The sequence below is a fragment of the Candidatus Methanomethylophilaceae archaeon genome (assembly GCA_017524805.1).
GTDB lineage: Archaea > Thermoplasmatota > Thermoplasmata > Methanomassiliicoccales > Methanomethylophilaceae > Methanoprimaticola.
Genome location: JAFXUX010000004.1, coordinates 43,461 through 69,414 on the forward strand (window position 1 = coordinate 43,461; position 25,954 = coordinate 69,414).

28 protein-coding genes are annotated in these 25,954 nt (G+C 57.1%); 11 read left to right on the forward strand and 17 right to left on the reverse strand.

Annotated features, from left to right (window positions below; all coding sequences use genetic code 11):
• The first annotated feature begins 1 nt into the window (after position 1).
• Positions 2 to 799 (forward strand): hypothetical protein, encoded by a 798-nt coding sequence (locus tag IKP20_00640; GenBank protein MBR4503485.1) that lies wholly within the window; start codon positions 2 to 4, stop codon positions 797 to 799.
• 76 nt (positions 800 to 875) lie between these two features.
• On the forward strand, positions 876 to 1,088 hold the full coding sequence (locus tag IKP20_00645; GenBank protein ID MBR4503486.1) for a hypothetical protein: 213 nt from the start codon (positions 876 to 878) through the stop codon (positions 1,086 to 1,088).
• A 372-nt stretch (positions 1,089 to 1,460) separates the two neighbouring features.
• Here the strand turns inward: IKP20_00645 and purH are convergent, their stop codons facing one another.
• Complete coding sequence (gene purH, locus IKP20_00650) at positions 1,461 to 3,071, reverse strand: bifunctional phosphoribosylaminoimidazolecarboxamide formyltransferase/IMP cyclohydrolase (protein MBR4503487.1); 1,611 nt, start codon at positions 3,069 to 3,071, stop codon at positions 1,461 to 1,463.
• Between the two features lie 293 nt (positions 3,072 to 3,364).
• Here purH and IKP20_00655 point away from each other — a divergent pair, with 293 nt between their 5' ends.
• Genes IKP20_00655 through IKP20_00665 form a run of 3 tightly spaced genes read left to right on the forward strand, consistent with a single transcriptional unit; the run spans position 3,365 to position 5,155 of the window.
• Positions 3,365 to 3,967, forward strand: coding sequence for a methyltransferase (locus IKP20_00655; protein ID MBR4503488.1), 603 nt, complete (start codon positions 3,365 to 3,367; stop codon positions 3,965 to 3,967).
• 5 nt (positions 3,968 to 3,972) lie between these two features.
• Complete coding sequence (locus IKP20_00660) at positions 3,973 to 4,533, forward strand: exosome complex RNA-binding protein Csl4 (protein MBR4503489.1); 561 nt, start codon at positions 3,973 to 3,975, stop codon at positions 4,531 to 4,533.
• A 1-nt stretch (position 4,534) separates the two neighbouring features.
• The gene (locus tag IKP20_00665) at positions 4,535 to 5,155 is read left to right on the forward strand and encodes a 7-cyano-7-deazaguanine synthase (protein MBR4503490.1); all 621 of its coding nucleotides are present in this window, start codon (positions 4,535 to 4,537) and stop codon (positions 5,153 to 5,155) included.
• Positions 5,156 to 5,173: 18 nt separating this feature from the next.
• Here the strand turns inward: IKP20_00665 and IKP20_00670 are convergent, their stop codons facing one another.
• The 9 genes from IKP20_00670 to IKP20_00710 form a co-directional block, all read right to left on the reverse strand.
• On the reverse strand, positions 5,174 to 5,449 hold the full coding sequence (locus tag IKP20_00670) for a hypothetical protein (protein MBR4503491.1): 276 nt from the start codon (positions 5,447 to 5,449) through the stop codon (positions 5,174 to 5,176).
• Positions 5,450 to 5,458: 9 nt separating this feature from the next.
• Positions 5,459 to 7,369 (reverse strand): ATP-dependent DNA helicase, encoded by a 1,911-nt coding sequence (locus IKP20_00675; protein MBR4503492.1) that lies wholly within the window; start codon positions 7,367 to 7,369, stop codon positions 5,459 to 5,461.
• Positions 7,366 to 7,764 carry a hypothetical protein gene (locus IKP20_00680; protein MBR4503493.1) on the reverse strand — a complete coding sequence of 133 codons (399 nt, stop codon included), beginning with the start codon at positions 7,762 to 7,764 and terminating at the stop codon, positions 7,366 to 7,368. Before IKP20_00680 ends, IKP20_00675 begins: the two co-directional genes overlap by 4 nt.
• An 11-nt stretch (positions 7,765 to 7,775) precedes the next feature.
• Positions 7,776 to 9,353, reverse strand: a complete 1,578-nt coding sequence (locus tag IKP20_00685; protein ID MBR4503494.1) for a phosphoglycerate dehydrogenase — start codon at positions 9,351 to 9,353, stop codon at positions 7,776 to 7,778.
• Positions 9,354 to 9,355: 2 nt separating this feature from the next.
• A complete protein-coding gene (locus IKP20_00690; GenBank protein ID MBR4503495.1) occupies positions 9,356 to 10,420 on the reverse strand; it encodes an alanine--glyoxylate aminotransferase family protein in 1,065 nt (354 codons plus the stop codon).
• Positions 10,421 to 10,693: 273 nt separating this feature from the next.
• Entirely contained in the window at positions 10,694 to 11,848 is a 1,155-nt protein-coding gene (locus IKP20_00695) for a pyridoxal phosphate-dependent aminotransferase (protein ID MBR4503496.1), read from the reverse strand.
• Positions 11,849 to 11,964: 116 nt separating this feature from the next.
• The gene (locus IKP20_00700; GenBank protein ID MBR4503497.1) at positions 11,965 to 12,687 is read right to left on the reverse strand and encodes a hypothetical protein; all 723 of its coding nucleotides are present in this window, start codon (positions 12,685 to 12,687) and stop codon (positions 11,965 to 11,967) included.
• Positions 12,684 to 12,821: a hypothetical protein gene (locus tag IKP20_00705; protein ID MBR4503498.1), complete on the reverse strand. Its 138-nt coding sequence runs from the start codon at positions 12,819 to 12,821 to the stop codon at positions 12,684 to 12,686. Before IKP20_00705 ends, IKP20_00700 begins: the two co-directional genes overlap by 4 nt.
• A 100-nt stretch (positions 12,822 to 12,921) precedes the next feature.
• Positions 12,922 to 13,995 (reverse strand): formate--phosphoribosylaminoimidazolecarboxamide ligase, encoded by a 1,074-nt coding sequence (locus IKP20_00710; protein MBR4503499.1) that lies wholly within the window; start codon positions 13,993 to 13,995, stop codon positions 12,922 to 12,924.
• Positions 13,996 to 14,130: 135 nt separating this feature from the next.
• Between IKP20_00710 and IKP20_00715 the strand changes: the two genes are divergently transcribed.
• Both IKP20_00715 and IKP20_00720 read left to right on the forward strand, forming a co-directional pair.
• Entirely contained in the window at positions 14,131 to 16,125 is a 1,995-nt protein-coding gene (locus tag IKP20_00715) for a hypothetical protein (protein ID MBR4503500.1), read from the forward strand.
• 38 nt (positions 16,126 to 16,163) lie between these two features.
• Complete coding sequence (locus IKP20_00720; GenBank protein ID MBR4503501.1) at positions 16,164 to 17,144, forward strand: glycerol dehydrogenase; 981 nt, start codon at positions 16,164 to 16,166, stop codon at positions 17,142 to 17,144.
• A gap of 24 nt (positions 17,145 to 17,168) precedes the next feature.
• Here IKP20_00720 and amrB read toward each other — a convergent pair whose 3' ends face one another.
• Both amrB and IKP20_00730 read right to left on the reverse strand, forming a co-directional pair.
• Positions 17,169 to 17,984, reverse strand: coding sequence for an AmmeMemoRadiSam system protein B (gene amrB, locus IKP20_00725; protein ID MBR4503502.1), 816 nt, complete (start codon positions 17,982 to 17,984; stop codon positions 17,169 to 17,171).
• A 63-nt stretch (positions 17,985 to 18,047) separates the two neighbouring features.
• Positions 18,048 to 18,662 carry a 30S ribosomal protein S2 gene (locus IKP20_00730; GenBank protein ID MBR4503503.1) on the reverse strand — a complete coding sequence of 205 codons (615 nt, stop codon included), beginning with the start codon at positions 18,660 to 18,662 and terminating at the stop codon, positions 18,048 to 18,050.
• 245 nt (positions 18,663 to 18,907) lie between these two features.
• Between IKP20_00730 and IKP20_00735 the strand changes: the two genes are divergently transcribed.
• Positions 18,908 to 19,465 carry a DUF2240 family protein gene (locus IKP20_00735; protein ID MBR4503504.1) on the forward strand — a complete coding sequence of 186 codons (558 nt, stop codon included), beginning with the start codon at positions 18,908 to 18,910 and terminating at the stop codon, positions 19,463 to 19,465.
• A gap of 1 nt (position 19,466) precedes the next feature.
• Here the strand turns inward: IKP20_00735 and IKP20_00740 are convergent, their stop codons facing one another.
• Positions 19,467 to 19,946 (reverse strand): TIGR00270 family protein, encoded by a 480-nt coding sequence (locus IKP20_00740; protein ID MBR4503505.1) that lies wholly within the window; start codon positions 19,944 to 19,946, stop codon positions 19,467 to 19,469.
• Positions 19,947 to 20,052: 106 nt separating this feature from the next.
• Here IKP20_00740 and IKP20_00745 point away from each other — a divergent pair, with 106 nt between their 5' ends.
• Positions 20,053 to 21,264: a proteasome-activating nucleotidase gene (locus IKP20_00745; protein ID MBR4503506.1), complete on the forward strand. Its 1,212-nt coding sequence runs from the start codon at positions 20,053 to 20,055 to the stop codon at positions 21,262 to 21,264.
• Positions 21,265 to 21,311: 47 nt separating this feature from the next.
• Here the strand turns inward: IKP20_00745 and IKP20_00750 are convergent, their stop codons facing one another.
• The gene (locus IKP20_00750; protein MBR4503507.1) at positions 21,312 to 22,076 is read right to left on the reverse strand and encodes an ATP/GTP-binding protein; all 765 of its coding nucleotides are present in this window, start codon (positions 22,074 to 22,076) and stop codon (positions 21,312 to 21,314) included.
• Positions 22,077 to 22,157: 81 nt separating this feature from the next.
• Between IKP20_00750 and IKP20_00755 the strand changes: the two genes are divergently transcribed.
• Together IKP20_00755 and IKP20_00760 are read left to right on the forward strand one after the other, a co-directional pair.
• On the forward strand, positions 22,158 to 22,763 hold the full coding sequence (locus tag IKP20_00755) for a DUF998 domain-containing protein (GenBank protein ID MBR4503508.1): 606 nt from the start codon (positions 22,158 to 22,160) through the stop codon (positions 22,761 to 22,763).
• Positions 22,760 to 23,125 carry a hypothetical protein gene (locus IKP20_00760; GenBank protein MBR4503509.1) on the forward strand — a complete coding sequence of 122 codons (366 nt, stop codon included), beginning with the start codon at positions 22,760 to 22,762 and terminating at the stop codon, positions 23,123 to 23,125. Before IKP20_00755 ends, IKP20_00760 begins: the two co-directional genes overlap by 4 nt.
• A gap of 264 nt (positions 23,126 to 23,389) precedes the next feature.
• Here the strand turns inward: IKP20_00760 and IKP20_00765 are convergent, their stop codons facing one another.
• The 3 genes from IKP20_00765 to IKP20_00775 all read right to left on the reverse strand — a co-directional run.
• Complete coding sequence (locus IKP20_00765) at positions 23,390 to 24,187, reverse strand: ABC transporter ATP-binding protein (protein MBR4503510.1); 798 nt, start codon at positions 24,185 to 24,187, stop codon at positions 23,390 to 23,392.
• Entirely contained in the window at positions 24,187 to 25,194 is a 1,008-nt protein-coding gene (locus tag IKP20_00770; GenBank protein MBR4503511.1) for an iron ABC transporter permease, read from the reverse strand. Before IKP20_00770 ends, IKP20_00765 begins: the two co-directional genes overlap by 1 nt.
• Positions 25,195 to 25,298: 104 nt before the next feature.
• Positions 25,299 to 25,954: ABC transporter substrate-binding protein (locus tag IKP20_00775; protein ID MBR4503512.1), on the reverse strand; the 656-nt coding region annotated here is incomplete at its 5' end.

A 25,954-nucleotide genomic window follows, 5' to 3' on the forward strand; every position in this document is an offset into this window, starting at 1 on the left:
GATGGATCCCTCCGCGTTCCTGAAAGCCGACGTGGGAAGGTTCGATCTGACCTCTAGGCTTGACATACCCGATTCCCGCAGCATGGCCCACATAATCTGCTGCGAGGACGCCGTAGTCGCCGGGATCGACGAAGCATCGGATGTGTTCTCGTACTTGGAGGGAGACGCGGAGCCTTTGGCGAAAGAAGGAGATAGGATCCGCGCTGGATCCCGCGTCATGTCTGTGTCCGGACCCGTAGCCAAAATCCTTGCCGGAGAAAGGACCGCCCTGGGATTCCTGTCCATCATGAGCGGGATAGCCACATGCGCATCGGACGCGGTCAGAGCCGTTGATGGGAAGATCAGAGTCGCGGCGATCCCTTCGATCCCCGGATTCTCCGGGTTCGAGATGAAAGCTGTGGCCATCGGAGGGGGAGACCCTCACGCATCCGGCCTGGACTCCATCGTTTTCCTCAGAAGGGAGCACATATCCGTCTGCGGAAGCGTCAGAAACGCTATGGAGCGCGTCTCGAAGGCTTCTGTCGCGGTCAAGAAGGCAATAGAAGTCGTAAACGCCCAGGAAGCTGCGGATGCGGCGGAAGGAGGGGCCGACATAATCAGAGCCCTGGACCTCGGCCCGGAAGGCGTGGCGGATGTCTTTGACGCCGCCAAGAAGGTCTCAGACCGCATCATAGTCGAAGCCTGCGGCGGAATAACCGCGGAGAACATCGCCGATTACGTGGGCAAAGCGGACGTCGCGATATTGGATCGCGCCCAGCGCCCGCAAGGCCCCGTCGTTTTCAAACTCTGCTTTTCCTGATCTGGGCGGGGGAACCTTCCCCTCCCATCATTTGACCCGACAAAAGTCTATATCCGCGGCCCACGATTTGCGTGGCATGCCTATCAACCCCGAAGATTATACGTGCGAATTCTGCGGGAAAACCTGCAAGAACATCATCTATGCCGCGTTCGTCTGCGATGACCCCGAGTGCATCGAGAAAGCCAGGATCGCGCGCGGAGGCCCCGGGGGACACATGAAGAGAAAGGCCGAAGGCAAGCCGATCATCCCGGAGGATCTGGAAGCCGTGATGGACGACAGAACGAGCTGATCCCGCCATCTGTCGACATCGATATCTTTTCCGAAGCGGAGAACGGCTTTCAATGCAACAGACAGCCGATAGTTATTCCAATACACCGTCATCTCGCACGGAAGATGCGGGTCAATCATCCCGGAAATGAACTCGCCTTCCATGCGCTGATGTGGCCATCGTTTTGATTATTGAAATCTGAGTGGTTTGCAACTCGCATCGCGACACCCGCACTGCTCAAAATTCAATGACTTTTCCGATGGTAAAATGCAGTCCGCCCGAAATCGACGGCATATCTTACCTGAAACCGCAAAATGTCTGCGGAAAGAGCCCTAAACTCCGGCCATGCGTTCTGAGCGAAAAATGGGCGGGAATTGGCCCCGCCCTTGGTTTTCAGTGCCTGAACACGCGGCAGCCGGTGAAGACCATCGCCATGCCGTGCTCGTTGGCGGCGTCGATGACTTCCTGGTCCCTGATGCTTCCGCCAGGCTGGATGATGGCAGTGACGCCTGCCGAAGCTGCTTCATCGACGCCGTCCCTGAAAGGGAAGAATGCGTCAGAAGCCATGACACACCCTTTGGTGGGTTCGTTGGCCTTCATCGTCGCTATCTTTGCGGAGTCCACGCGGCTCATCTGGCCTGCGCCTATACCGACAGCGCGCTCTTCCCTGACGTAAACGACGGCGTTGGAGGTGACGTGCTTGGCAAGCTTCCAGGCGAACATCAGCGCGGCTATCTCGGTCTCGGTCGGGGCGCGGTTGGTGACGACTTTGAGGTTCTTCGGATCGATGGCAACATCCTCGTCCGTCTGCACGAGCATCCCGCCCTGGACCTTCTTCATCTTGTATTCCCTGTGCTTGGCGGAGGGGCAGATGGGAGAATTCGTCCTGAGGAGGCGGATGTTCTTCTTGGCCTCCATGATCTCGGCCGCCCCGGGCTCGTAATCGGGGCAGATGACGGCTTCGACGAAATGCTGGGAGATCTCCTGGGCGGTGGCGACGTCGCAGTTCCTGTTGAGGCATATGACGCACCCGAAAGCGGACAGGGGATCCACATTGTAAGCGGTCATGAAGGCGTCGTAGATGTTCCCGGCGGAAGCCAGTCCGCATGGGTTGGTATGCTTCATGACGACCGCGGTTGGCTTCTCGAAATCCATGCAGATGTCGAGCGCCTTATCCAGATCCAGTATGTTGTTGTAAGAGAGCTGCTTCCCGTGGAGCTGCTCCGCCTTGGCGACGGTTGTTCCGGGGGTGAACGGATCTTTGTAGAACGCCGCGGACTGGTTGGGATTCTCGCCGTACCTGAGGTCTTCCACTTTCTCCAACGGGATGGGGAAAGATTCCGGGAACCCTTGGCAGAAGCGGGGGTACATGCGGGATGCTATCATCGCGTCGTAATTGGCGGTGACGACGAAAGCCTCGGCCATCAGCCTCCCGAGGAGGTCCTCCGAGAGCTCGCCGGATTCTTTGAGCTGGCCGAGTATATCCCCATATTGAGACGGAGAAGTCACGACGGCCACGGACTGCCAGTTCTTGGCGGCCGCGCGGATCATGCTGGGCCCGCCGATGTCGATGTTCTCGACGATGTCCTCGAAAGAGACGTTCTCCTTGAGGACGGTCTGCTTGAAAGGATAGAGGTTGATGACAACCATGTCGATCGGCTCGATTCCTTTCTCCTTTATCGCCTGCATGTGCTCGGGGATGTCCCTGCGAGCGAGGATTCCGGCGTGGACTTTGGGATGCAGGGTTTTTACGCGCCCATCGAGCATCTCAGGAAATCCGGTGAGGTCCGATACCTCCGTGACCGCGATCCCATTCTCTTTCAGAAGCCTGTACGTTCCACCCGTTGATATTATGTCTACTCCGAGAGAGGAAAGGGACTTTGCGAAATCCACGATCCCATCCTTGTCAGAGACACTTATTATCGCTCTGCGAACTTTGGACAATAGTATACCCCCTCTTTCGAGGCTGCCATACTCATGTATGCACCGTAAGAATCGCTTCATCGTTAAAGGGACTTTCGCAATCGCTGGAAGCTATGCACAAAAAAGTCGGGCACGGCTAAAGGGGACCGCGCCCGGAAGCGGTTTGGGATCGAATACCGCCGCTGGCATCTGCTACCCAGCGACTTTATTCTGGAGCCCCTATTAGCTTTACATGATATTTAATGTTGTCTAACATGTTTCAGGCTCAAGTTGGATGAACCAGTTTATCGTCCCGCAAGCTTCTGGACACCTATTTAAGGGCGCACACGAATCCGAACGATGGAAATCTGAGGCCGATTCGCCTGCGGGGAGGGATGCGCACAATGAAGAAGAAGGATCTGGAGATCAGCCTGCAGAAAGTGGAGGGATTCGAATCCCCGGGCCCCTCTTTGGAGCAGTACATGACGCCCGCGACGATCGCCGCCGACATCATCTTCGACGCTTACCGCAGCGGAGACATCGCCGGGATGAAGGTGGTAGACCTCGGATGCGGCACGGGAATGCTTTCGATTGGGGCTTCCCTCATGGGCGCAGGCATGACGATAGGATTCGACAGATCGGAGAAGGCCCTGGAAACCGCGCGCAGGAATGCCGCATCCATGGGCGCGGACGTCGATTTCATCCTCAGCGATGTGGAAGAAGTGAAAGAGATGGCGGATACTGTGGTCATGAATCCCCCGTTCGGCTGCCAGAACAGGAATGCCGACCGCCCCTTTCTGGATAAGGCCATGGAACTGGCGGAATGCGTGTATTCCATCCATATGCTGGAGACCCTTGGATTCGTGAAGGAATACTGCGGGAAGAAGGGGCGCACGGTACGGTCTTATAAAATCTATAAGTACGAAATCCCTCATGTGTTTTCATTCCATACAAAGACGAAGAAGACGATTGACGTCGCTGTCGTCAATATAAGGTGAACATGATGGCAGATTCAGAAATGGTTTTTCCGGGTGATGAGGTCGCTGTTGAGGAGGAATACCTCGCATCCGATGGCACGTTCGCGGAGAATGGCATAGTTTATGCGTCCCAGATAGGTTTCCTCGAATTGGACGACAAAGATTGCGTCGCCAGGGTGATCACGCCCAACCCGCCCAACATCCTCGCTGAGGGAGACATAGTATACGCGATAGTGGCGGACATCAGGAACACCATGGCTACGGCCGATGTGGTGGCCAAAGACGGGACCGAAAGAGGGCTCGGATGCGAGACCTACGCTACCATCCACGTCTCCAAGATCTCCCCCAAATACACCGATGACGTCTCCAAAGAGCTCAGGAAAGGCGACTATATCAGAGCCAAAGTCACCGGCGTGAAGCCTTCGCTCCAGCTCACTACCAAAGACGACCATCTCGGCGTGATCAGATCCCTTTGCTATAAATGCAAGACCGAATTGGAGAGGAAAGGCGACGGCCTCTACTGCCCCGAATGCAGATATTCCACCTCCAGAAAGCTCGCCGACGACTACGGCGACGTGGTTCTCTGACATGAAAGCGGTGTCCCTTCTTTCCGGCGGGATAGACTCGCCCGTGGCATCCTACCTCATGGCGAAGGCCGGAGCGGAAGTCGTTCTGCTGCACATGGACAACAGCCCATACTGCGATGACAGAGCCCTGAAAAACGTCAAGGCCATAGCGGAGCAGCTCAGGAAATACACAGGAAAGGAATTCCCGCTGTATTCCGCCCCCCACGGGCCCTCCCAGACGGCCATACACGACTTCTGCGACAGCAATTACCAATGCGTCATGTGCAAGCGCGCCATGCAATTCACCGCCGGCAGATTCGCCGAGAGAATAGGCGCCAACGCGATAATAATGGGCGATTCCCTCGGCCAGGTGGCCTCCCAGACTCTGAAGAACATCCGCGCGGAGTTCAGCGGGATGAGAATCCCCATCGTAAGGCCCCTTATAGGCCTGGACAAAAATGAGATAATATCGATAGCCCGCGAGATCGGGACCTTCGACATCTCGATCTCCCCTTCGACGGGATGCACGATAGTGCCACATAGAGTAACGGTGGCCGCCGATCCGAAAAGGATAGAGTCCTTCGGCATAGACCTCGAAAAGCTGGCCGAAGAAGCTGCGGGCCAAGCCGTCCCCATCATCTGAGACGGCCTGGACCCGGAATCAGGCGCTTATGTTGCGTCTGGGATAGAATGCGGGGCAGGCGTCGATATCCTCGTCTTCATAGAGCATATCGATGGTGACACGGTCGATGTACATCGCCTGAACCCTGGAGATGTAAAGAGTATTGTCGCCGACTGGGATCTTGATGTCGGAATCTTTTGGCGCCTTGACGCTGATGGGGACGAGCGCGGGCCCCATGCACGCGGTGCAGACGCGGTAGTCGCAGCCTTCTTTTTTGATCAATTCGATGACGGCGTCGTCCACAGCGATTTCCATGCGGGTGGGTTATGATTTGTAGTTTATAGCGTTAACGTATGGTTCCCCGGGCCGCCCCGAAAAAAAAACAGCCACGTCGCCGGGCACATCGTCGGAGAGCTTGGCGCCGATGCCATTCAGAGAGACGACCCTGCGGTCAAGGATCACCGCCGCGCCGCGGTCCGCCTCCGACCTGATCAGCCTCCCTATGGCCTGCCTCATCTTTCTGGAAGCGGGAGCCGCGGACGCGAAAAGGCGCCCATCCCCGAAGCGCAGGTCGTAATAACGCTTCAGCGCGCGGAGCTTCGCCGTCGGCCTGGGGTAAGGGACCCCGACTATGACCGCCAATTCCATCGCCCTTCCCGGGAAATCTATGCCCTCCGATATCCTCCCGCCGAGGACGCAGTACAGCACACCGCGATCTGATGCGCGGAAAGCCTCCACCACGGACATCAGCTCCTCCTGCGGCGCTCCTTGGCGCTCGTAATAAGCCTCCCTGCCGATGCGCTCCGCCAATCCGTCGCCGATCATGCGCTCCATCACCCCGTAGGATTGGAAGAACACGGCCGCATTGACGTTGGCGGCTGTTACGGTCTCGTATATCAGATCCATTGTCCTGCGATAGTTCTCCTCGCGGAAACGGTCCTCATACCCCATGGAGACCTCGTCCGAATACAGCGTGAGAAGGTTCTCCGGAGGGAACAGACTTCCCAGCGACATCTTCAGCGGAGCGAAAAGGCCCATCTCCTCGATGTATGCATCCAACGGCTCCAAAGTCCCTGACATGTGTATGGATGAGCGGCATTCGTTGAGCGGCCAGGCCGCAGGGGACGGGTCCATGCAGTATGATTGGAACATAGGGTTGCCGGGATCGGCGATCAGCTTCACTCCCATCCCGCCGTCGTCCTCCATCCAGGACTGCAGAAATGCCGCCAAAGACCTCATGTAAGAGCGCGGTAGGCGCTTGGCCTGCTTCCTTCTCTCGGCTATGCTCTCCCCTATGGCAAACATCGCAGAGATGGCTCTGAAAATGGATGCCGACGGCGCCCCGAGGATTTCCATAAGCTCCTCTTCCAGAAAATACGGGGGAAGGATGCCGTCATCATCCACCATATATTCTCTGCATGCGTCGGAAAGCGCCTTGCCTATCGCGGAAATGATGTCTTTGGCGCGGATGTCCCCATGGAGATACGGATTCCCGTTGGCTTCCGCCTCCTTCTCCGCTCTCGCCAAAGTTGATGCCGACATGGATATGGTCTGGGCATCCCTCAGATAGCCCGGCAGATTGTGGGTCTCGTCGGCTATCATCACAGTCTCGCTCAATGGCGTCCCCATCCAGGTCTCCAAGGCCATCAGAGCCCCCGGGACGAACACGAAGGGGTATGGCGCGACTATCACGTCGGCCATCGGGAGCAGGAGCTTACGGAGCTCATATGGGCATACCCCGGCAGATTCGCACATGGCCGAGAATTCCTCAGGATCCGGGGAAGACTCCCTCAGTATCGCCGCCCAGCGGCCCAGATTTTCATCCAGGGTTTTGGAATAATATGGGCAGTGGCGTTCCCCGCCGCTATCCGCTTTCTTGTATTCGGAGCACAGCCTGGACAGTTCCTCAGGGGTTCCGCTTTCGAGCTCGGGGTCTCCGCGCATCATCGGGCAGGACCTCCAAGACCTTCCGCGCAGAGGGACGCAAAGAACACCGTTCCCGATGGCCGCGGCTTCCTTGGCTATCTGGAGCTGCTGGGATTTGGTGCGGGTCAGATAGATGACCTTGATACCTTTCTCTAAAGCAAAAGGCAATGCCCCGCAGAGGGAAGCTATGGTCTTGCCGGTTCCCGTGCCCGCCTCTATGACGGCGGACCTCCCTTCGCGGACCGCTGAATCGATGAAATGCACGAGTTCCGCCTGGCCGGGGCGGAACCCGTACGGAAAAAGGCTCATGCATCCGGTTTGCCGAGGGTTTTGAGGGCGTCCCATGCCTCAGGAGGAAGCTGGTCGTAGACGTTGGCTTCCTCGCTCTGCCCATCGTCGGACCTGTCTTCGCCGCGGATGAGCTTGTCGATGGCGTCCCTGTTGAACAGCCAGTAGTGTATCCTCCATTCCCTGCCGTCGTAGAGAGTGGTCTCCTCCCTTTCGGTGCTGAGGATCCGGGCGTCCTCCAGCATGTAGAAAGCGCCGCGATCCTGGGATTCGAGGACGTTGTCTATTATCCTGTCCGAGTAGCCGAAGAAATTGAGGACGCGGTGGGCCAGATCGTAGGCCTCCTCCTCGTCCATCCCGCGGCCGCCATCTATCCCGTTGCTGATGGCTTTCGTAAGGTCGTCGACGGTCAGTATTCCCAATTGGATCACTCCGTGAAGCGAACATACCTGACGTCATCGGTTCCGACTTCCTTGGCGATGGCGGATGCCAGGCCGGGGGTGACGTCGTGGTCGACGGTGAGGAACATAAGCGCCTTCTTGCCGGACCTTCCGACGGACATCTGGCCGATGTTGACCCCGGCTTTGCCGAGGTTGTTGCCGACGATCCCGATCACTCCGGGCGCGTCATCGTATCCGACGAACATCATCCTGCCGTAGAAGGGGATGTCGAAGGAGAACTCGTCGAATCCGACGAGCCTGTTCTGGCCGCCGATGACGGTACCCCTGATGATGCGCTCTTTGCCCTCGGAGACGAACTTCATCTCGATGACCGACGCATAATCGGTGGAGACGGGGTTGCTGCTCTCGACGACGTCGATGCCCTTGGATTTGGCTATCGGGAGGGCGTTGATCGTGTTGGCGGAGCCGATGACGTTCCTCAGGTATCCGATTACGGCGGAGACCGTGAGGAGCCTGGTGGGCTTGTCGGCCAGAGCGCCGCAGTATTTGACCTCGAGCTTGTTCAGGGGGTGGTTGCCGACGGTCTGCTGGACCAGGCTTCCCATCCTGTCCGCGAGGACGACGAAAGGCTCGGTGTCGGCGTCCAGCTTCCCGCGGGGCGCGTTGATGGCGTTGGAGATTATGTCGTCCTTGAGGTACATGACGGCGTGCTCGGCGATCTCCACCGCGACCCTCTCCTGGGCTTCGACGGTGGATGCCCCGAGGTGGGGGGTGGTGACGAGGTTGTCCAGCTCCAGAAGCTTCTTCTCCTGGTCGTTCAGAGGCTCATTGCACCAGACGTCGAAGGCGGCTCCGGCGATGATCTTCTCTTTGAGCGCGATGTAAAGGTCATCCTCGTTGACGATGCCTCCGCGGGCCACGTTGGCCATCCTCGCGTTGGGCTTCATCATCTTGAACTGCTCCAGGGAGATCATGTTCCTGGTCTCGGGGAGCAGCGGGGTGTGGATGGTCATGAAATCGGCGGTGGTGATGACTTCCTCGAGGGTGGTGAGCCTGACGCCGATGGCGTCCGCGACCTCCTTGGGGAGGAACGGGTCATATCCGATCATGGTCATGTTGAACGCTTTCATGCGTTTGGCGACCTCTCCGCCGACGCGGCCGACGCCGATGATTCCCAGGACCTTGCCGTTGAGCTCGACCCCGGTGTACTTGGATCTCTTCCACTCGCCTTTGTGCATGGACTCGTGGGCGAAGGGGATGTTCCTGGCCAGCGTAAGAAGCATGGCGCAGGTGTGCTCCGCGGCGGACAGGATGTTCGCGGAAGGAGTGTTCATGACGAGTATCCCCTTCTCGGTCGCCGCAGGGACATCTATGTTGTCCACTCCGACGCCGGCGCGCCCGATCATGCGGAGATTCTTGGCCGCGTCGATGACTTTCGCGGTCACCTTGGTGCCGGATCTGATGATCAAGCACTCGTAATCCCCGATTACGGAGCACAGCTCGTCCTCGGAAAGGCCGGTTTTGACGTCCACCGGATAGCCGGAATTCTTCAGGATCTCAAGCCCCTCATCGGAGAGGGGGTCTGAAACAAGGATCTTCACCATTCTCATTCCTCCAATATCTCATCCATTGCGGAAAGCAGTTTTTTGATGCCGTCGGGGGTGGCGTCTCCCATATGGCCTATTCTGAAGGTCTTCTCCTTCACTTCGCCATAGCCGTTGGAGATCTCGTATCCCTTGGCTTTGAGCTTCGAATTGAGCGCATCATAGTCCACGGGCCCGCGGTTTAGGACCCCTATGGAATTGGACTGGTACCCAGGCTCGGGGAACACTCCGGCGAGCTTCTTGTCGGCCCAGTTCCTGACGAGGTCGGCCATCTCCTGGTGCCTTCTGTACCTCGCGGGCATTCCCTCCTTCAGGGCCTTGTCCAGCTGGTAATCCAGGCCGTACATCAGAGAGACGGGCGGCGTGGTCAGAGCGTAGCTGACGTCGCTCTGCTTCTTGATTTTGAGCAGATCGGTGTAGAAACCCCTGTTCTCGACGGTCTTGGCCTTCTCCAGCATCCTTTCGGAGCAGAGCATGATGGCGAGCCCCGGAGGAAGTGCAAGGGCCTTCTGGGTCCCGAAAACGAGCGCGTCAGGATCCATATCCTTGATTCTGAGGTCCATCGCGAATGCGGAAGTGACGGCGTCCACCATGATTAGCGCGTCCGGGTTCTGGATCCTGGCCTCTTTGGCGAGGGCGACGGAATCGCTGAACACGCCGGTCGAGGACTCGTTGCTGACCCAGTGGACAAGCTCGGTATCCTTCCCTACCTTGCCGGCGATGTGCTCGGGCTTCATGGCCTTTCCCCATGGGACCTGGACTTTCTCCACAGCCTTCCCGTTCAGCTCGCCCAGCTCTATCGACCTGTTCCCGAAGGATCCGTTGGTGATCCCCAGAGTCTTCTTGGACGCTCCGTTCCTAACGGCCGCCTCCAGCATGATGGTGGCGGATCCTCCCACGAGGAAGACGTCCATGTCCGTCCCTAAGGCCTTCCTGATCTTCTCTACGATCCCAGCATGGAGCTCCTTGTACTCCTTGCATCTGTGGGTGATCATGGGTTTGGTCATCGATTGGAGCGTATCAGCCTCGACATTGACGGGACCGACTGTGAATAGAGTTCTGCTCAAGGTTATCCCTCTGGGCCCGCTAGGGGCATATACAGAAGTTGGGAATCTCCGCATCGCTAATAAATTTCGCGTAAGAAATAATAGTAAGAAAGAGCGAAATTCCGTCTGAACGGCCGAAACCCCTCGGCAATATGCCATCTGAGCAAAGGAAAACGCGTGAGTCAGACAGTCTTCGCGATCAGAGGATTCTGAATGATTCTCCTCGGAATCATCGAAAAAAACGGGCTCCTGAGCGACGGCCGGCATCGCCCAAGAGCGTCGGTTTCCGTGGGGTCAAAGGGTCGACATGACTTTCTTGATCCTGCCCATGCCGTCGCGGATCTGCTCCTCGGAGGCCGCATAGGAGATTCTGAAGAAACCTTCCCCTCCGGGGCCGAAGGCGGTTCCGGGCGTGACGGCCACATGGCCTTCCTTGAGCAGGATCTCCGCCAATTTCGCGGACGGTATGTCCCTGTTGTATTTCGGGAAGACATAGAAGGCTCCCTTCGGGACGTTGCACTGGAACCCGGGAATCTCATGCAGAAGGTCCATGACCAGGTCGCGGCGCCTCCTGAATTCCTTCACCATGCTGATTTTGGAGTCCTGCGGGCCGTTTATTGCCTCGACCGCCGCCTTCTGGACGAAAGACACGGCACAGGATATGGAATGCGACTGGAGCTTGTTGATGGCTTTGATGTCTTCGGCGGGAGCGACCGCCCATCCGAGCCTCCATCCGGTCATCGCATACGATTTCGAGAGCCCAGATACGAGGATGGTATTGTCAAACATCCCGGGGAACGACGCTATGGAAGTGTGCTTCCCCTCGTAGACTATGCTCGAATAGATCTCGTCCGAAAGGACCTTGATGCCATGGGCCATCGCGATGTCCGCTATCTGCCTCAGGGAATCGCTTGGCATGACGCATCCGGTGGGATTGGACGGGGTGTTGATGACGATCATCTTCGTCTTGGGGGTGATTGCCGCCTCCACCGCCGCCGGGTCCATGACGAAGCCGTCCTCGAAGCGCGTGGGAACGTATACGGGAACGCCCCCGGCCAAACGCACGCATGCCTCGTACGAAACCCACGACGGGTCCGACAGGATCACCTCGTCGCCGGGATCGATGTAAGCCAGAGCGACCATGAAAATGGCCTGCTTGCATGGGGTCACGAGGACGTTGGACGCGTCGCAGGGCACTCCGCACTCTTCCCTGGTGGAATCCGCTATCGCTTTCCTGAGCTCCGGGATCCCCATGGAGGGGGTGTAATGGGTGAATCCCTCGCGCAAGGATTCGCAGCATGAGTCGATTATGTTCGATGGGGTGACGAAATCAGGCTCACCCATTGAGAACGATACGACATCCACGCCTTCCGATTTCATCTGGCTGACCAGATTTGATATTGCTATCGTGCCCGATGCTGGTATTTCCTGAATCCTTTTGGAGACCATCTCATCCCTTCTGCGGTGCGGTACGAATCCTGCGCATATTATAAAGATTCTGGGGAATCGCACCGGAAAGGGGTGGAGCACTGAATGGCAGAGCTGATCCGAGCCGAAACGAATAGTCAGATGGCACGGGCCCTTCGGCTGAGACGGAGAATGTCCTCGAGAGACATCCCGGTGGCTTCGGCCACGTCCTCGGGAGCCATGCCCATGGAGATGAGCTTCCCGGCGACTTCCTCGTTCTGAAGCCTTCTGCCTTCGGCCATGCCTTCAAGACGGCCTTTCTTCTCGTAGGCCATGCAGTTCATCCTCAGGTTCTCTTCCTCATCGAACAGCTGCTCGTAGACCCCCAATACCTCATACCTCCTCGACCAAACGAACTCCCCTATCGCGCCGCATCCCCTGCAGGCTTCGAACGCTTTCAGCACCCTGTCCCTGTCGCGGTCGGCGCTTCCCGCCAGCATCCCATCGATTATGCGGCAGACATCTATATAATCCCTAAGAAGGCCGTCTCCGTCCAGACTTACTTCTGTGGATGGCGAATCATCGAATATACCCTCCATTATCCCGCCCATCCTCATGACGCGGGACCCGCCTCTGCCGGCATATACGGCATATGCCTCCCATCTGGGGAAATCCCCGCTGCGTACATCATATAGCGTCATCCCGTTCTCGGACAGATAGCTCTGGAACGTCGCGGCGAGATAGAACAGCGTCCTGAGGCGGATGGGTTCCATGGAATAACTCTGGGCTTCCGCCAAGCATATCAGCCTGTTACCCACGGAGAAACCCAGATCGTTGGCGTACCCCTTCGCGATTACGCGCCTCAGAGTGCGTATTCTCACGTCTCCTTCCGAAGATTCGGTATCCTCCGGGTGAAGCTCCTGATACAGCCTGAAACGTTGGAGCGGTCCTCGAAGAATTTCACGAACACCGAATCCTTCGCGCTGCGCCTTACGTCGTTCCATCTCCCGTCCATGCCGTAGAATCCGGCATCGGAGGCCTTGAAATGGCATGGGTGCGCGCACGCAGCAGCCGCTAGAATGGTTTGGGGGAGGGGTCCGCCCTCCCGGCATCGATCAGGACATCAGCTCTTTGAGCGTGCCATCCTTCACGGCGTCCCTTATCTGCATGGCGATCCTCCCTCCGGTGCTCAATCCGGGGTAGATCAGATCCGCGTAGGGGGAGCCTGAGATGAACGGGTTGGTCCCGGCCACGATCCTCGTCGATATCTCGAAGACCTTGAACTGGAGCTTGTCGTTGACGACGGTCTCGAGGCAGAACGGCCCCCACATGCCGCCGAACAGCTCGTAGGATCTGTTGACGACTTTCTCCGCCATGTCGAACGCCTTTGGCAGAAGGGACTCCCTGATGACCACCGGAGTGTTTCCCGTGACCACGAAAGACGGGTTGAGGCCGTGCCTCTTGGACTCCTCGATGGACCCCATCTTGTACATCTCATCGATGTTGCTCTCATCCCTGCGGTCCATGGACAGAAGCTCGAGAGAACCTCCCTGCTCGCATCTGTAGCCGTCCTTTTTGAGGGGATCGTAGAAGAAATGCATGTAATACCTGGTTCCTAGGCAGTATTCCTGCATGGAATAGGGCTGGGTATTGTCCACGGACATCTTGAATTCCATGTAATCCCTGGCGATGAAGTACCCGTCCCCGCCCTTGGCGCCGTTGTATTTGACCATCACCGGGCCGGATATCTCTCTGGCATCGCTGATGAGCTTGGGCATGGGAACCCCGGCGGAAGTCAGCCATTCCCTTTGCTTGTCCCTGTCGGACTCCCATCCCAGCACGGCGCGGTTTCCGTAAGAAGGGACGGCATAATTGGCGAAGCGGCGCGGCCCCATATACTCGACGAACGAACCGTGGGGGATCAGGATGACATTCCTGTCGTAGAGCTCGCCCATGCGCTCCTCCATCTCGTCGAAATCGGCATATTTTATGATCTCGTCGGGCTTGGCCAGAGGGAACGCGTCATAATATCTGGTGCTGTGGGATATGGTAAGGCCAAGAGTCTTGAATCCCATCTTTCTAGCGCCGTGGAAAATCTGCAGGGACGAATGCGAGCACAGGGTTGCTATGGTCAGATCGTCCGAATTGTATCCTTCCAGAATCCTGTCAATCGCTTTCTTAGGAACCATGCGCAAGTATTGCTTTACAGGTAATAAATATTGCCAAGAAAACCGCTCTTTCGGAGCCCCCTTGCCATTGATTAAATACTCCCAACCGCTAGGATGGGCAGGCGCGGCTGAGCGTGGCCCGCCGGAGTCGATACGATGAACGAAGAAGAACTAACACCCCTGTTTGAAGAGATGAAAAGGGTGCTCAAAGACAAAATCGACGACGAAACGCTGAAGGCGGAACTCACCAAATATCTGAACGAGTACCGCGTCAGCCCGGACGCCGCGAAAAGGGGCATCCTCCGCAAATACGGCGCGATGGACATCCCGTTCGCGGGCGGAACCATTGTGAAGAAAATAAAGGCCCTGACCGGGAACGAGCAGAACGTCGACATCGTCGGGAAGATCATGTCCTCGGAGCGCAAGCTGATAAACAGCAGAGGCACCCAGAAAGAAATCGTCTCCGGAACGATAGGCGACGAGACCGGCAACGTATCGTTCACCGTGTGGGAGCCGGGAAGCACTGAATTCGCCGTCGGAGAATCGTACGCCTTCAGGAACTGCTACTGCAAGACCTGGAACGGATCGGTGCAGGTGCATGTGGGCAACCGCGGGAGATTCGAGCTCGCCGGCGCTGATGTCGAAGCCTCCGAAGAGCCCGTGTCGCTGCCTTCCGAGAGCAAAAAGATCGGGAACCTCATCGGGAGCGAGCAGAACGTCGATGTGACCGCCAAAGTGCTGTTCGCCGAGAGGAAGGAAGTCAACGCCAGAGGAGAGATGAAAGAGATAATCTCCGGCATGATAGGCGACGAGACCGGGACCGTCCCGCTCACCGTCTGGAGCCCCGGCGAGACGGATCTGGAGCAGGGCTCGACATACAAGTTCATGGGATGCTACTGCAAGACGTGGAACGGAACCGTCCAGATCAACGTCGGCGACCGCGGGAAGATCGAGCCGACCGACGAAGCCATCGTCGTCGCCGAGACTGCAGCGCCCCCAGAAGCTCCGCAGCTGGCCCCGGGCGAGAGGAAAAAGATATCGGAGCTCACCGGAAGCGAGACCAACGCCGACCTCTCCGTGAAAGCGCTCTTCGTTGAAAGGAGGAACAAACCTATCAGAGGCGAAGACAGAGACATCATCACCGGAATAATCGGCGACGAGACCGGCACCGCACCGTTCACCATATGGGAGCCGGGCGACCTCGAGATGGAGAAGGGAGCAACCTACGTCTTCAGAGGATGCTACACCAGGGTCTGGGAGAACAGGGTCCAGGTCAACATCGGAAACCGCGGGAAGGTAGAGCCGCTGGGAATCCAGATCGACGTGCCAGAGAGGACTTACGACCTGAGCCCGCCGGAATGCAAGGTCAAGGACATACGCGAGGGCATCGGCAGCATAACCGTGAGAGGGATGATAGTCTCCGCGGAAGAAAGGGAAATCGTCATAAAGGGCGAGAACCGCACCGTCTGGTCCGGCATCCTCGCCGACGACACCGGCAAGATCCAGTATTCCGCATGGAAGGACTTCGGTCTGAAGGAGAATGAGAGCGTATGCATCTCCAACGCCTACGTCCGCTCTTGGAAAGGCATACCCCAGCTCAACATGGGCGAGAGAAGCGAGGTCAGCCGCGTGGACGGCGATTTCGGACAGATAGAGACTGGGAACAGCATGAGAACCGTCGGCGACATCATGAGGGCCGGCGGAGGCATAGACCTCGAGATCGAAGGGACGATCGTGGACGTCAAAGCCGGCAGCGGCCTCATCAAAAGGTGCCCCCAATGCAGGCGCTCCATCCTGGGAGGCGTCTGCACGATGCACGGGCCGGTCGAAGGGACCAGCGACCTGAGGATCAAAGCGGTCATCGACGACGGCACCGGAGCCATCGGAACCGTCATAGGGCGGGCCGACACCGAGAAGCTCACAGGCATCACTTTGGAAGAAGCCGAGAAAATGTCCGCCAGATTGGGCGAGAGCGCCGTCGCCGCGGAGCTGGCATCCAAGGTTCTGATGCGCAGAGTGAGGGCGTTCGGAAACGTCACCATAGACGATTTCGGACCCAACATCATTGAAAGAAGCATGGAGATAGTCGGCGTCGACGTGAAAGAAGAGGCCAGAAAACTCCTTAAGGACGTGGAGGCGAACTTATCATGACCGATTTCGACAATCCGTTCTCGAGCGGCGCGGACTACCTGCGCAGCGAACCGGCCCAGCCGCAGCCCCAGCAGCAGAAACCCCGCGCCGGATCCAGGGAGACCGCCTGGAGACTGTTCTCGTCGGAATTCAACGGCTGCAGATTGGAGATCAAAGCGGCCGAGGAGAAGGTCCCGTCGTACGTCGTCACGCCCCTGGGCGCCAAGGTGAACAGGGTCCTGATCGCCGGCGTCCTGACCGAGATAGAGGACAGGGGAACAGAAGAGGAGCACATGTGGACCTGCCGCGTGCAGGATCCCGCGGGATACTTCTACGTCAACGCCGGAAGATTCCAGCCCGAGGCGTCGGCCGCTATGGCATCCCTGAGCGCCCCCTGCTACGTCGCCGCCGTCGGAAAGGTCAGGATGTACCGCAGGGACGACGGGAGCATAGCGATGAGCGTCAGGCCCGAGCGCATAATGCAGATCGACGAGAGGACCTACATGGAATGGGTGCTTGACGCCGCGAAATCCACGTGGAACAGGCTCAAGAACATGAAGAGAGCCTGCGGAATCCCCAACGCCACCGCGGAGACCCTCATGGACATGGGTTCCAGCCCCGCCGAAGCCGAGGGAATAATCTATGCCCTGGACAACGACGAGCCGCCGTCCTCGGAGCCTTACCTCAAAGCGATCCAGAGCGCCCTCAGGAAGCTTCTGCCGGAGGACGGAGTTGACTTCGGGTTCCCGGATGCCGACGATGTCGGTCCGGATGAGGTGCTCATCGACGGCGAAGGCATAGCCCAGACCCGCCCGGCCCAGACGGAAACCCCGTCCCGCAGCAAAGCGGCCGCCGAAGACGCGATACTGAGGCTTCTCGGGGAATTGGACACCGACGGCAGAGGCGCCCCCAGAGACGAGCTGGAAAGGCGCGCCGAGAGCATGGGAATCAGCAGCGTGGAGCTCGAAGAGATATCCAACAGCCTCATGGACAAAGGACTCGTCTACGAGCCTTCTCTCAGATACATCAAGCTGATCTGAGCCGGGGGCGACCCCGGAAACCCCTTACCTTCTGAACACCGCGGACCCGTAGCCCACGACGGAATCCGGATCCATGCCGAGAGAATCGTATGAGTCCGTATGCTTCAGGACTTCCGCCGAACAGCCGGAGCAGAACATCATGGCCGCCATCGTCGGCCCGTATCCGCACATCGTTATCCTGTTCTCTTTCACGGCGAGGTACAGACCTCCGGGATCCATGGCCGAGACGCGGTCCAATGCAATGGAATCCAGCCTCAGAGCCTCCGTATTCGGGATGTAATGGGACATGTCGGTGGACGCGATGACGACTACGTCGCGGCCCTCGCAGGCCTTTGACAGGGCATCGGCCAGCCTCTTGGCCTCGTTGGGAGTTTGATACCCCATGATTATCGGCACGACGGCCGGATCCGGGTCGATGTATTGTATGAACGGCAGCTGGACCTCTATGGAATGCTCCCAGCGATGGACACGTACATCGTCAGTGAACTCCTTGGAAAGCTCCGAGCATATCTCCCTGTCCGGCTCGCACGCCCCGAACGGGGTCAGATAGGGTTCGGAGCATATCACCGTCCCGTCCGCCGTCCCATTATGGTCGGGGCCGATGACGATATACGCTTCGGGAAGCCCGTCCTCCTTTATGGCGCGGTACGCGTGCGCCGCGTTCATCCCAGACGCCATGTACCCGGCATGGGGCGCCATAGCCCCGATTATGCGCCTGGAAGACCCGGCCTCGGATGGGAGCCCCGGTCCCAATGGGTTCGAAAAGCAGGATTCGATGCATGCCCTCAGGGCTTTCGGATCCGATGGATAGAAACGGCCCGCGACCGCCGGTTGCCTCATGAGACAGACAACGATGTTGGGACATAAAAAGTTTGGAGTAAGGTGTTTGATTGCCGTCGGAAATCAGACGAGCTTGGCTTCGAAGTCTTCGATCTGCATCTGGAAGTCTTCGGGGTCCTTGAGGTTGCCGCGGGCGACCAGGACTTCCCTTGCGAGGAGCCAGTAGATGCAGGCCAGAGCGCGCCTTCCCTTGTTGTTGGTGGGGACGACGAGGTCGACGTTGCGGGTCTCGTTGTTGGCATCGCACATCGCGACGATCGGGATTCCGAGGTTGAGAGCCTCGTTGAGAGCCTGCTTGTCGGCGGCAGGGTCGGTAACGACGAGGACTTCAGGCTCGATGAAGTTGGGGTTGGCAGGGTTGGTGAGGGTTCCGGGAACGAAACGTCCGGCGAAAGCGGGAGCTCCGATGGCTCTGGAGAACTCTCTGGCGGGTTTCTGCCCGTACTGCCTGGCGGAAACGACGAGGATGCGCCTGGGGTCGTAGCGGGACAGGAAGGATGCCGCGGCCCTGATCCTCTCGTCGGTCTTCTTGACGTCGAGCACGTAAAGCCCGTCCTGCCTGACCTTGTAGATGAAATCCTTCATGTCTGCGGATTTCTGCTGGGTTCCGATGTGGACTCCAGAGGTGAGGTAGATATCCTCTGCGACCAGAAGGTCGGTGTTGATGGGCATGGACATTTCTTCGTCTTCCATTTCGATCTCTCCTTGAATTTGATCGGAACCTTAAGTTCCGTGGATAAGAGCCAAACAAAAGACCCTTTATTTAATGATTTGCGCCCCCTATTTTTTATTGTTAGTAAGAACATCAAACAACGCACGCGCGCGAGGGTTAAATGAATTATAATATTCATTATACAACATTTTTATTCTATGCATAATCGCTCCGGCAATCTATTTTTATGATGCCGATGATGGGCAGGAACATGGCGAGCGAGATCGAAACATGCGCGGCCGCTTTCTTCAGGGCCAGCGGCAAAGACGTCGTCACCGCCGACGAATTCGTCATGGACGCATCACTGAAGCTGAAGTGGATGCCTCCTTCCAAAGCGAAAGACCTTCTGAGGCTTCTGGAAAGCGAGGGGGCCGTGTCATGCAAGAACTTTTACGTCCGTCTGTCTCCGGGATTGGAAAGCATCGAAGTCCCGATCGTCTACAAACCTTCCGCTGAGCTCGTCGCCAGGCTTTCGAAGCCTATCGCCGCCGAAAAGCCCAAAACCGAGCCGATTAAGACAACAGCTGAGCCTGCAAAGCCTGCCGCGGCACAGAAACCCGCCGGCGAAGTGAAGGATGCCTTCCACATACTCATGGACGCCGCCGAGAAAGCGGGCATCCCCAAGAAAGACTTCATCCAAAGCAGCAACAGAATCCAGAAAACATTGGGGATCGACATAGGCGCGGCCGCCCTCATAGCCCTGAGGGACGGGGGAGCGGACATCGCACCGTATGCCGCGGAAGTTTATGGGATGGTCAGGGATTCCTGACTCATTCCTTTTTGATGAAATTGCCCAGGGTCATCCTGTTTCCGGCGCCGTTCCCGCCCACGGATACCCCCGATTGGACGGTCTCGGTGAGCTTGATTCCGAGAGCTTTCTCGATCTTCTTGATGAGTTTGTCGTCCGGAACCAAGCTGTTGGACTCGATTTTTGCTATGATCCCCTTCTTTTCGAGGATGGACGCCGCGAATTTCTCCTGGTCCATGCCCTTAGCCTCGCGCGCCGCCCTTATGACTCCGCCGTAATCCTCCACGAGCTCGACCGTGGAAGAACCGGCGTAGATGTCCTTGGATTTCATCCTCTTCTCGCGCTTCTCAAGCCTCTTCTCGATGACGGACTGGGTCACGGGAGCGCCTCCGGCGGATGAGGCCCTGTAGTCCTCGCCGAACCTGGCGCATGCGGGGCAAACGTTAAGCTTGGAACCCTCCACGATGACGGCCTTCGTCTGAGGCACATCTTTGCCGCACATCTCGCAAATCATGGTTCGGACTAACAGCAGAGCACATTAATTAGCGTATCGGGCCTTCTTATGTACTGCTTATATAAGAGTAGACTTTTCCAGATAACGAGGAAAAATGACGAACGATGGAACCGAGGAAGTCATCTCCGAACTCAAGATGAGGATATCCGATCTCGAGGAGAGGAATGTCAAATTGATGGAAAACCTCCAGAACGCCGAGAGCGAGAAGCGCTATTCCGAGGGGGAACTTTTCAGGCTCCAGAAAGATGTCGCCAGGCTCAGAAACGAACTGGAAAGGCTCAAAAGCCCGCCCCTTATCATTGGTTCCCTCAGAGACATTCTCCCCAACCATCGTGCGGTCGTCAAAAGCACCACTGGCCCGGATTTCGTCGTTTCCATATCGTCCTACGTGAGCGAAAAAGACCTCATAGTCGGGTCCAGAGTGTCTCTCAACAAGCAGACCCTGTCCATAATGGACGTTCTCCCGTCGTCCATCGATCCCGTCGTATCCGGCGCGGAGATTGTGGAGAAGCCCAACATAACCTACGAGGACATCGGCGGCCTGAAGAACCAGATGATGGAGCTCCGCGAAGCCGTGGAAGACCCGCTTCTCAGGCCCGAGCTTTACGCCAAGGTAGGGATAGAGCCTCCGAAAGGCGTGCTTCTGGTCGGTCCCCCTGGAACCGGAAAGACTCTGATGGCCAAAGCCGTGGCGAACGCCACGCAGGCGACCTTCATAAGGCTGGTCGGGTCCGAACTGGTCCAGAAATACATCGGAGAAGGGGCCAGACTGGTCCGCGAGCTGTTCGAGCTTGCCAAAGAGAAAGCCCCCAGCATAATATTCATCGACGAATTGGATTCCGTCGGAGCGAAAAGGCTCGATGTGACCACCTCCGGCGACAGGGAAGTCCAGAGGACGCTCATGCAGCTCCTCTCCGAGTTGGACGGCTTCACGCCTATGAGCGACATCAAGATAATCGGCGCCACCAACAGGCCTGACATCCTGGATGACGCCCTTCTCAGGCCCGGAAGGTTCGACCGCATAATAGAGGTCGGACTGCCCGACGTCGACGGCAGGGAGCAGATATTCAAGATCCACACCCAGCACATGAACATCGAGGGCGACATATCGGCGAGAGGGCTTGCCGAAGCCACCGACGGGCTTTCCGGAGCCGAGATCAAGAACCTGTGCACCGAGGCCGGAATGCTGGCGATCAGGGACAACAGAGACACGGTCCTGCAGGCGGACTTCGACGCCGCCAAGAAGAAGATATCGGAAGCAAAGAAGGGCAAGATGCCTGAGCTTCCCGCCCACATGTTCGTTTGAAACGGTTTCCCTTTCCCGGGAGGCGGATTGCCCTCCGGGAAGGATGCTCATTCTCTCTCGTTGTCCTCTCCGCCGAAGAACATCAGCTGGCTCGCGCCGTAGATCTCCTCCAGGCCGATCTCAGCCTGGGCGGACACGGAGCGCATCTCGCCGAAGACGCCCATATTCTCCATGGCTTTGAACAGCTCCATGCCGACGACGGTCTGTGGCTGCGAATCCGCGTCCAGAAGGTCCCCGTACAGAGCATCGGAATTGGAATACCAGTCAAGCATCCTCTGCTCCTCGTCGTCCGACAGGGTGTCGCTCTTGGACAGCAGATTGAGCATCGGGAGCTGAAGCCTGAACTGCACCAAAGCTCCGAGGGTCATAGCCGAGATGAAACCGTTCGGCGTTCTGCAGAGGGCAGGATCGGACAGATACACGAGCATGGAATCGTCTTTACCGAAGGCCTTCACGGTGATTTCTGAGGATTCCCTGAAAGCGAAGAGCTCCAGCTGCCCAGGGGTATCGACCAGAACGTAATCGACGTCGTACTCGGCGAATATCGCGGTCATTTTGTTGATGTTGACCGACATCAGGTCGGCGGCGACTATCTGGGCGCCGTTCGGACCGAGCTGATATTCGCTCATGACCTCCTCGAGGTTCAGCCATTCCCGTATGTCGATGTCTGGATCGTAAGGCAGCGTATCCGCCCCGGGATCCATGTTGACGATGATCGAATCCACGCCGTTCGAATCCAGCCACCGCTTGTACGCTCCGACCAAAGTGCTCTTGCCGCTTCCCGCGGTCCCCACGAAAAACACGTTTTTCATTGCCAGATCGCCTCCTTTGCCCCTGTTTTCGTTAAGGCTAAATCAAAACCAATATAATAATTAAGAGAAGTAAGGTATCGCATGAATGGAGAAAAACGCAGCGCGGCTGGTTTCGGCGCGATCGGAATAGCCGCGGCTTTCATCTTCGCTGTTATCTGGGTCGTGGCCGCCGCGGCGGACCCGTCTTGGATTCTAGGAAGCAGCAGCATCTCCGATTTAGGTGTATCCGACGTGAACCTGACAAAGGACCTCTTCAAATACGGATGCATCATCACCGGAGCATTCGTCATGATTTATGGAGCGGGCAAGGCATATGCCTACAAGAGCACTGAATGCGCATCTGGCATTCTCCTTTTCTTCGCGGGCATCATGCTCATACTCATCGGACTCATCCCCTCTGGACAGACCTACCACAAATCGGTAGCCATCCTCTTCTTCATCTTCCTCATATTCGCCATCCTCTGCGCCGGATATTCCGATGGAATGGCCGGAAGGATGCTCAATGCGGCTGCAGCTGCCTTCGTGATTGCGGCGGCTGGCATGGCATTCTTCGGAATCTCCATCGATATGGGAGAGGCCATAATGGTCGCCGGAGCCCTCGGCTGGCTGGTCTGCGACGGAATCAAACTGATGGTCAGCAAGACTATCGAAGCATCCGACAAGAAAGTTCAAAAGGTGGAAGCATGAACAGATCTAAAATGATGAAAGCTGGGCTTGCCATCGGGCTCATCGGCGGAATCATCTCGATGATCCTCGTCGGGTACGCCTGGGACGGATCCTTCCAAAGCATAACGAACGTCGGATTCAGCCTGCTTGTCATGGCGCTGTTCTTCGCCACGGCCGGAGGATTCGCCGACGGCACCAACATGTCCGGGAAAAGCGTGGCCATCATCGCTGCGATATGCGTCGCGGCAGTTGTCGTCGCCATGCTGTACAACTCCCAGTTCTTCCTGGTCCACCTCGTGCTGATTGCCCTCGGAGTGGCCGAGATCTTCCTCGCTTCATCTTCCAAGGTCATCTTCTACACGGACACCAACAGGCCCGCCTGAAACCGAAGCCCTTCGGGGCTTCCTTTTTCTATAATTGAGAAATCGTTTTTCTTTATTATTTCGTTGGTTTTCCCGCTGCAGACCGTCTCTTGATAGTCTGACTTGGATAGAACAACATAGTTATCAGCTGCCTGTGCGCCCCATAACAGCATCCCGCGATGCATTAGAAAGAATCTCTGAATAATCGGTCAGACAGATAAAAGGGACCTGGCAGGCGGGAATTCAGCCGAGGCCCCTTCAAAACGTTTCTTCTGGTATGGGAAATCATTCGGATTGGGAATGCTCAGCCACATGCCCGGGATAGTAGACTACGTTGAGCATGCCTGTCTTCGGGTGCCTGTCCACGGAAGCTTTCACTCCGTAGACCTCCTGTATCATCTCTTCCGTGATGACCTCTTCCGGAGGCCCCTCTCTGATGATCTTCCCGTTCAGCAGGATGTATATCCTGTCGCAGTACTGGGCGGCGAGGTTCAGGTCATGGAGAGCGCAGAGCGCGGTGCACCCCAGCTGCTTCACGATGTCGAGGACCTCCAGCTGATATTTCACGTCCAGATGGTTTGTGGGCTCGTCGAGGATGAGGCACGGAGTCTGCTGGGCCAGCGACCTGGCGAGTATGATCCTCTGCTGCTCCCCTCCGGACAGAGACGAGAAATCCCTGTCCCTCATTTCGAGCATATTGACCTTCCTGAGGGCCTCCTCGACTATGAGACGGTCGTTCTCGTCGTCCATCTCCATGGTCTTCTTATGGGGGGTCCTCCCCATCATAACGACCTCATCGACCTTGAAATCGAAGTTATAGTAGTTATGCTGGGTAACCACGGACATCATGCAGGCGCTCTCCTTGAGTGAGAGATCCTCTAGGTGCCTGCCTTCTAGCAGTATCTCCCCGCTCTCTTTCTTCATGGTGCGGTAGACGGTCATCAGAAGAGTCGACTTCCCGGATCCGTTAGGGCCCAGAAGGCCGACGAACTCCCCCTCGTCCACATGCAGGCTGGCGGCCTCCACTATCCTCTTCTTAGGCTTGGACACCGAGACGTTTAGATCTTTCACCTGTATGTCCATCAGTTTCCACCTCCGAATCTGTAGGATCTCTTGAGCATGATGTATGCGAACACCGGCGCTCCGCAAAGGGAAGTGATGATCCCTATGGGAATCTCGGATGATGATAAGGTACGCGCGACTATATCGGCCAGCATTATGAATATCGCACCGAGAAGAATCGATATCGGGAACAGCTTCCAATGGTTCGTACCCACCAATCCGCGGGATATATGAGGTATGATGAGCCCCACGAACCCGATTATACCGCACTTGCAGACGATGAACGCGATGACCACGGAAGTCAGGATGATGTAGAACTTCCTCAGCTTCGACAGGTCCACTCCGAGGGTTGTCGCCGTCGAGTCTCCCAGCATCATGGCGTTGAGGTTGCGGAGCTGGGTCGAGAAGAACACCAGACCTATCAGCACGGCGATCCCGCATATCTTGACCGATTCGAAGTCGATGGTCGAAAGGGAACCCATAAGCCAGAAAGTCAGGGACCTCATCCCTTCCGCGTTCGGCTCCAGATATACGATTATGTTCGAGACGGCTCCGCAGAGCGAAGCTATGATGACACCGGACAGAACGAGCTTCGTCGTAGTCATCTTCCCGCCGATTGAAGAGAGAATGAACACGAATGCGGAAGAGCCGATCGCCCCTATGAAAGCGAACGCCTCGATTCCGAAGTCCTGGAAAACCGTCCCCGCGAGGACCGTCGCGCCCATCAGTATGGCGAATGTTGCTCCTAAAGAAGCTCCCGACGAAATCCCCAGGATGTATGGGTCTGCCAGGGGGTTCTGGACCATGGCCTGCATGACCACTCCCACCATCGCCAGGCCGACACCGACTATGAGACCGAGAAGCGCTCTGGGAGCGTAAAGCCTCCACACGATGGATACCATGTACGTTGGGATGTCGGAGATGTCCCCCAATCCGAACAGCTTGTTGCCCATTATGCGCAGGACGGTATCGAACGGGATGTCTACGGCCCCTATGAAGACCGAAAAACATGTGACCAGAATCATCACGACGAACAGTATGCCCGCAAGCCCAGCCGTTGTAATCTTTCCTAGTTCTATAAGATCACCAGCTGAATTGTAAAATGCGGAGGGGTGATGCCCCTCCTTCGGTTTCAGGCGGTTACGATCTTGTTGACCGATTCGTAGACCTTCTGCATGGCGTCCAGCAGCTGAGGAGTGGATCCGTAGGAGCAGCTGAGCTTCATGTCGTAGGTGTCGCCGTTCTTTATGGCAGAGCACTTGCTGAGATCGGCGTCCTCCTGCCAGCTCTTCAGGGACTTCTCGTATGTCACGCCGCCGTAGCTGATGAAGAAGATCAGATCGATGTCGGTGGTGCCGATTACTTCGTACACGCTGGCCAGGGACACGGTTCCGCCGTTGGGGAATGCGTTGGTCAGTCCGATGGAGTTGAGGACGGAAGCGATGAAGTTGCTGTCCTTGTAGCACCAGACGGTTCCCTTCTCGGTGTTGACGGCTCCGTCCACGAGAGCGTAATAGATGGTATCCTTGTCCTTGAGCTTCTCCCTGATATCATCGATGACCTTGACGGTGTCGTTGTAAAGCTTGGTGGTCTTTCCGGAGACTCCGAAGATCTTTCCGATGTTGTCGTAGTCGACCTTCATCATCTCGACGGTGCGGTAGTCGTTGGAAGTCATGGTGTTCAGCGACATGACGTTGCAGCCGTTGTCGTTCCAGAACTTCTCGCTTCCGAGCTTGGCGTCCTCCCATGCGACCCAGCCGATGACGAGATCGGGCTGCCAGGACAGAA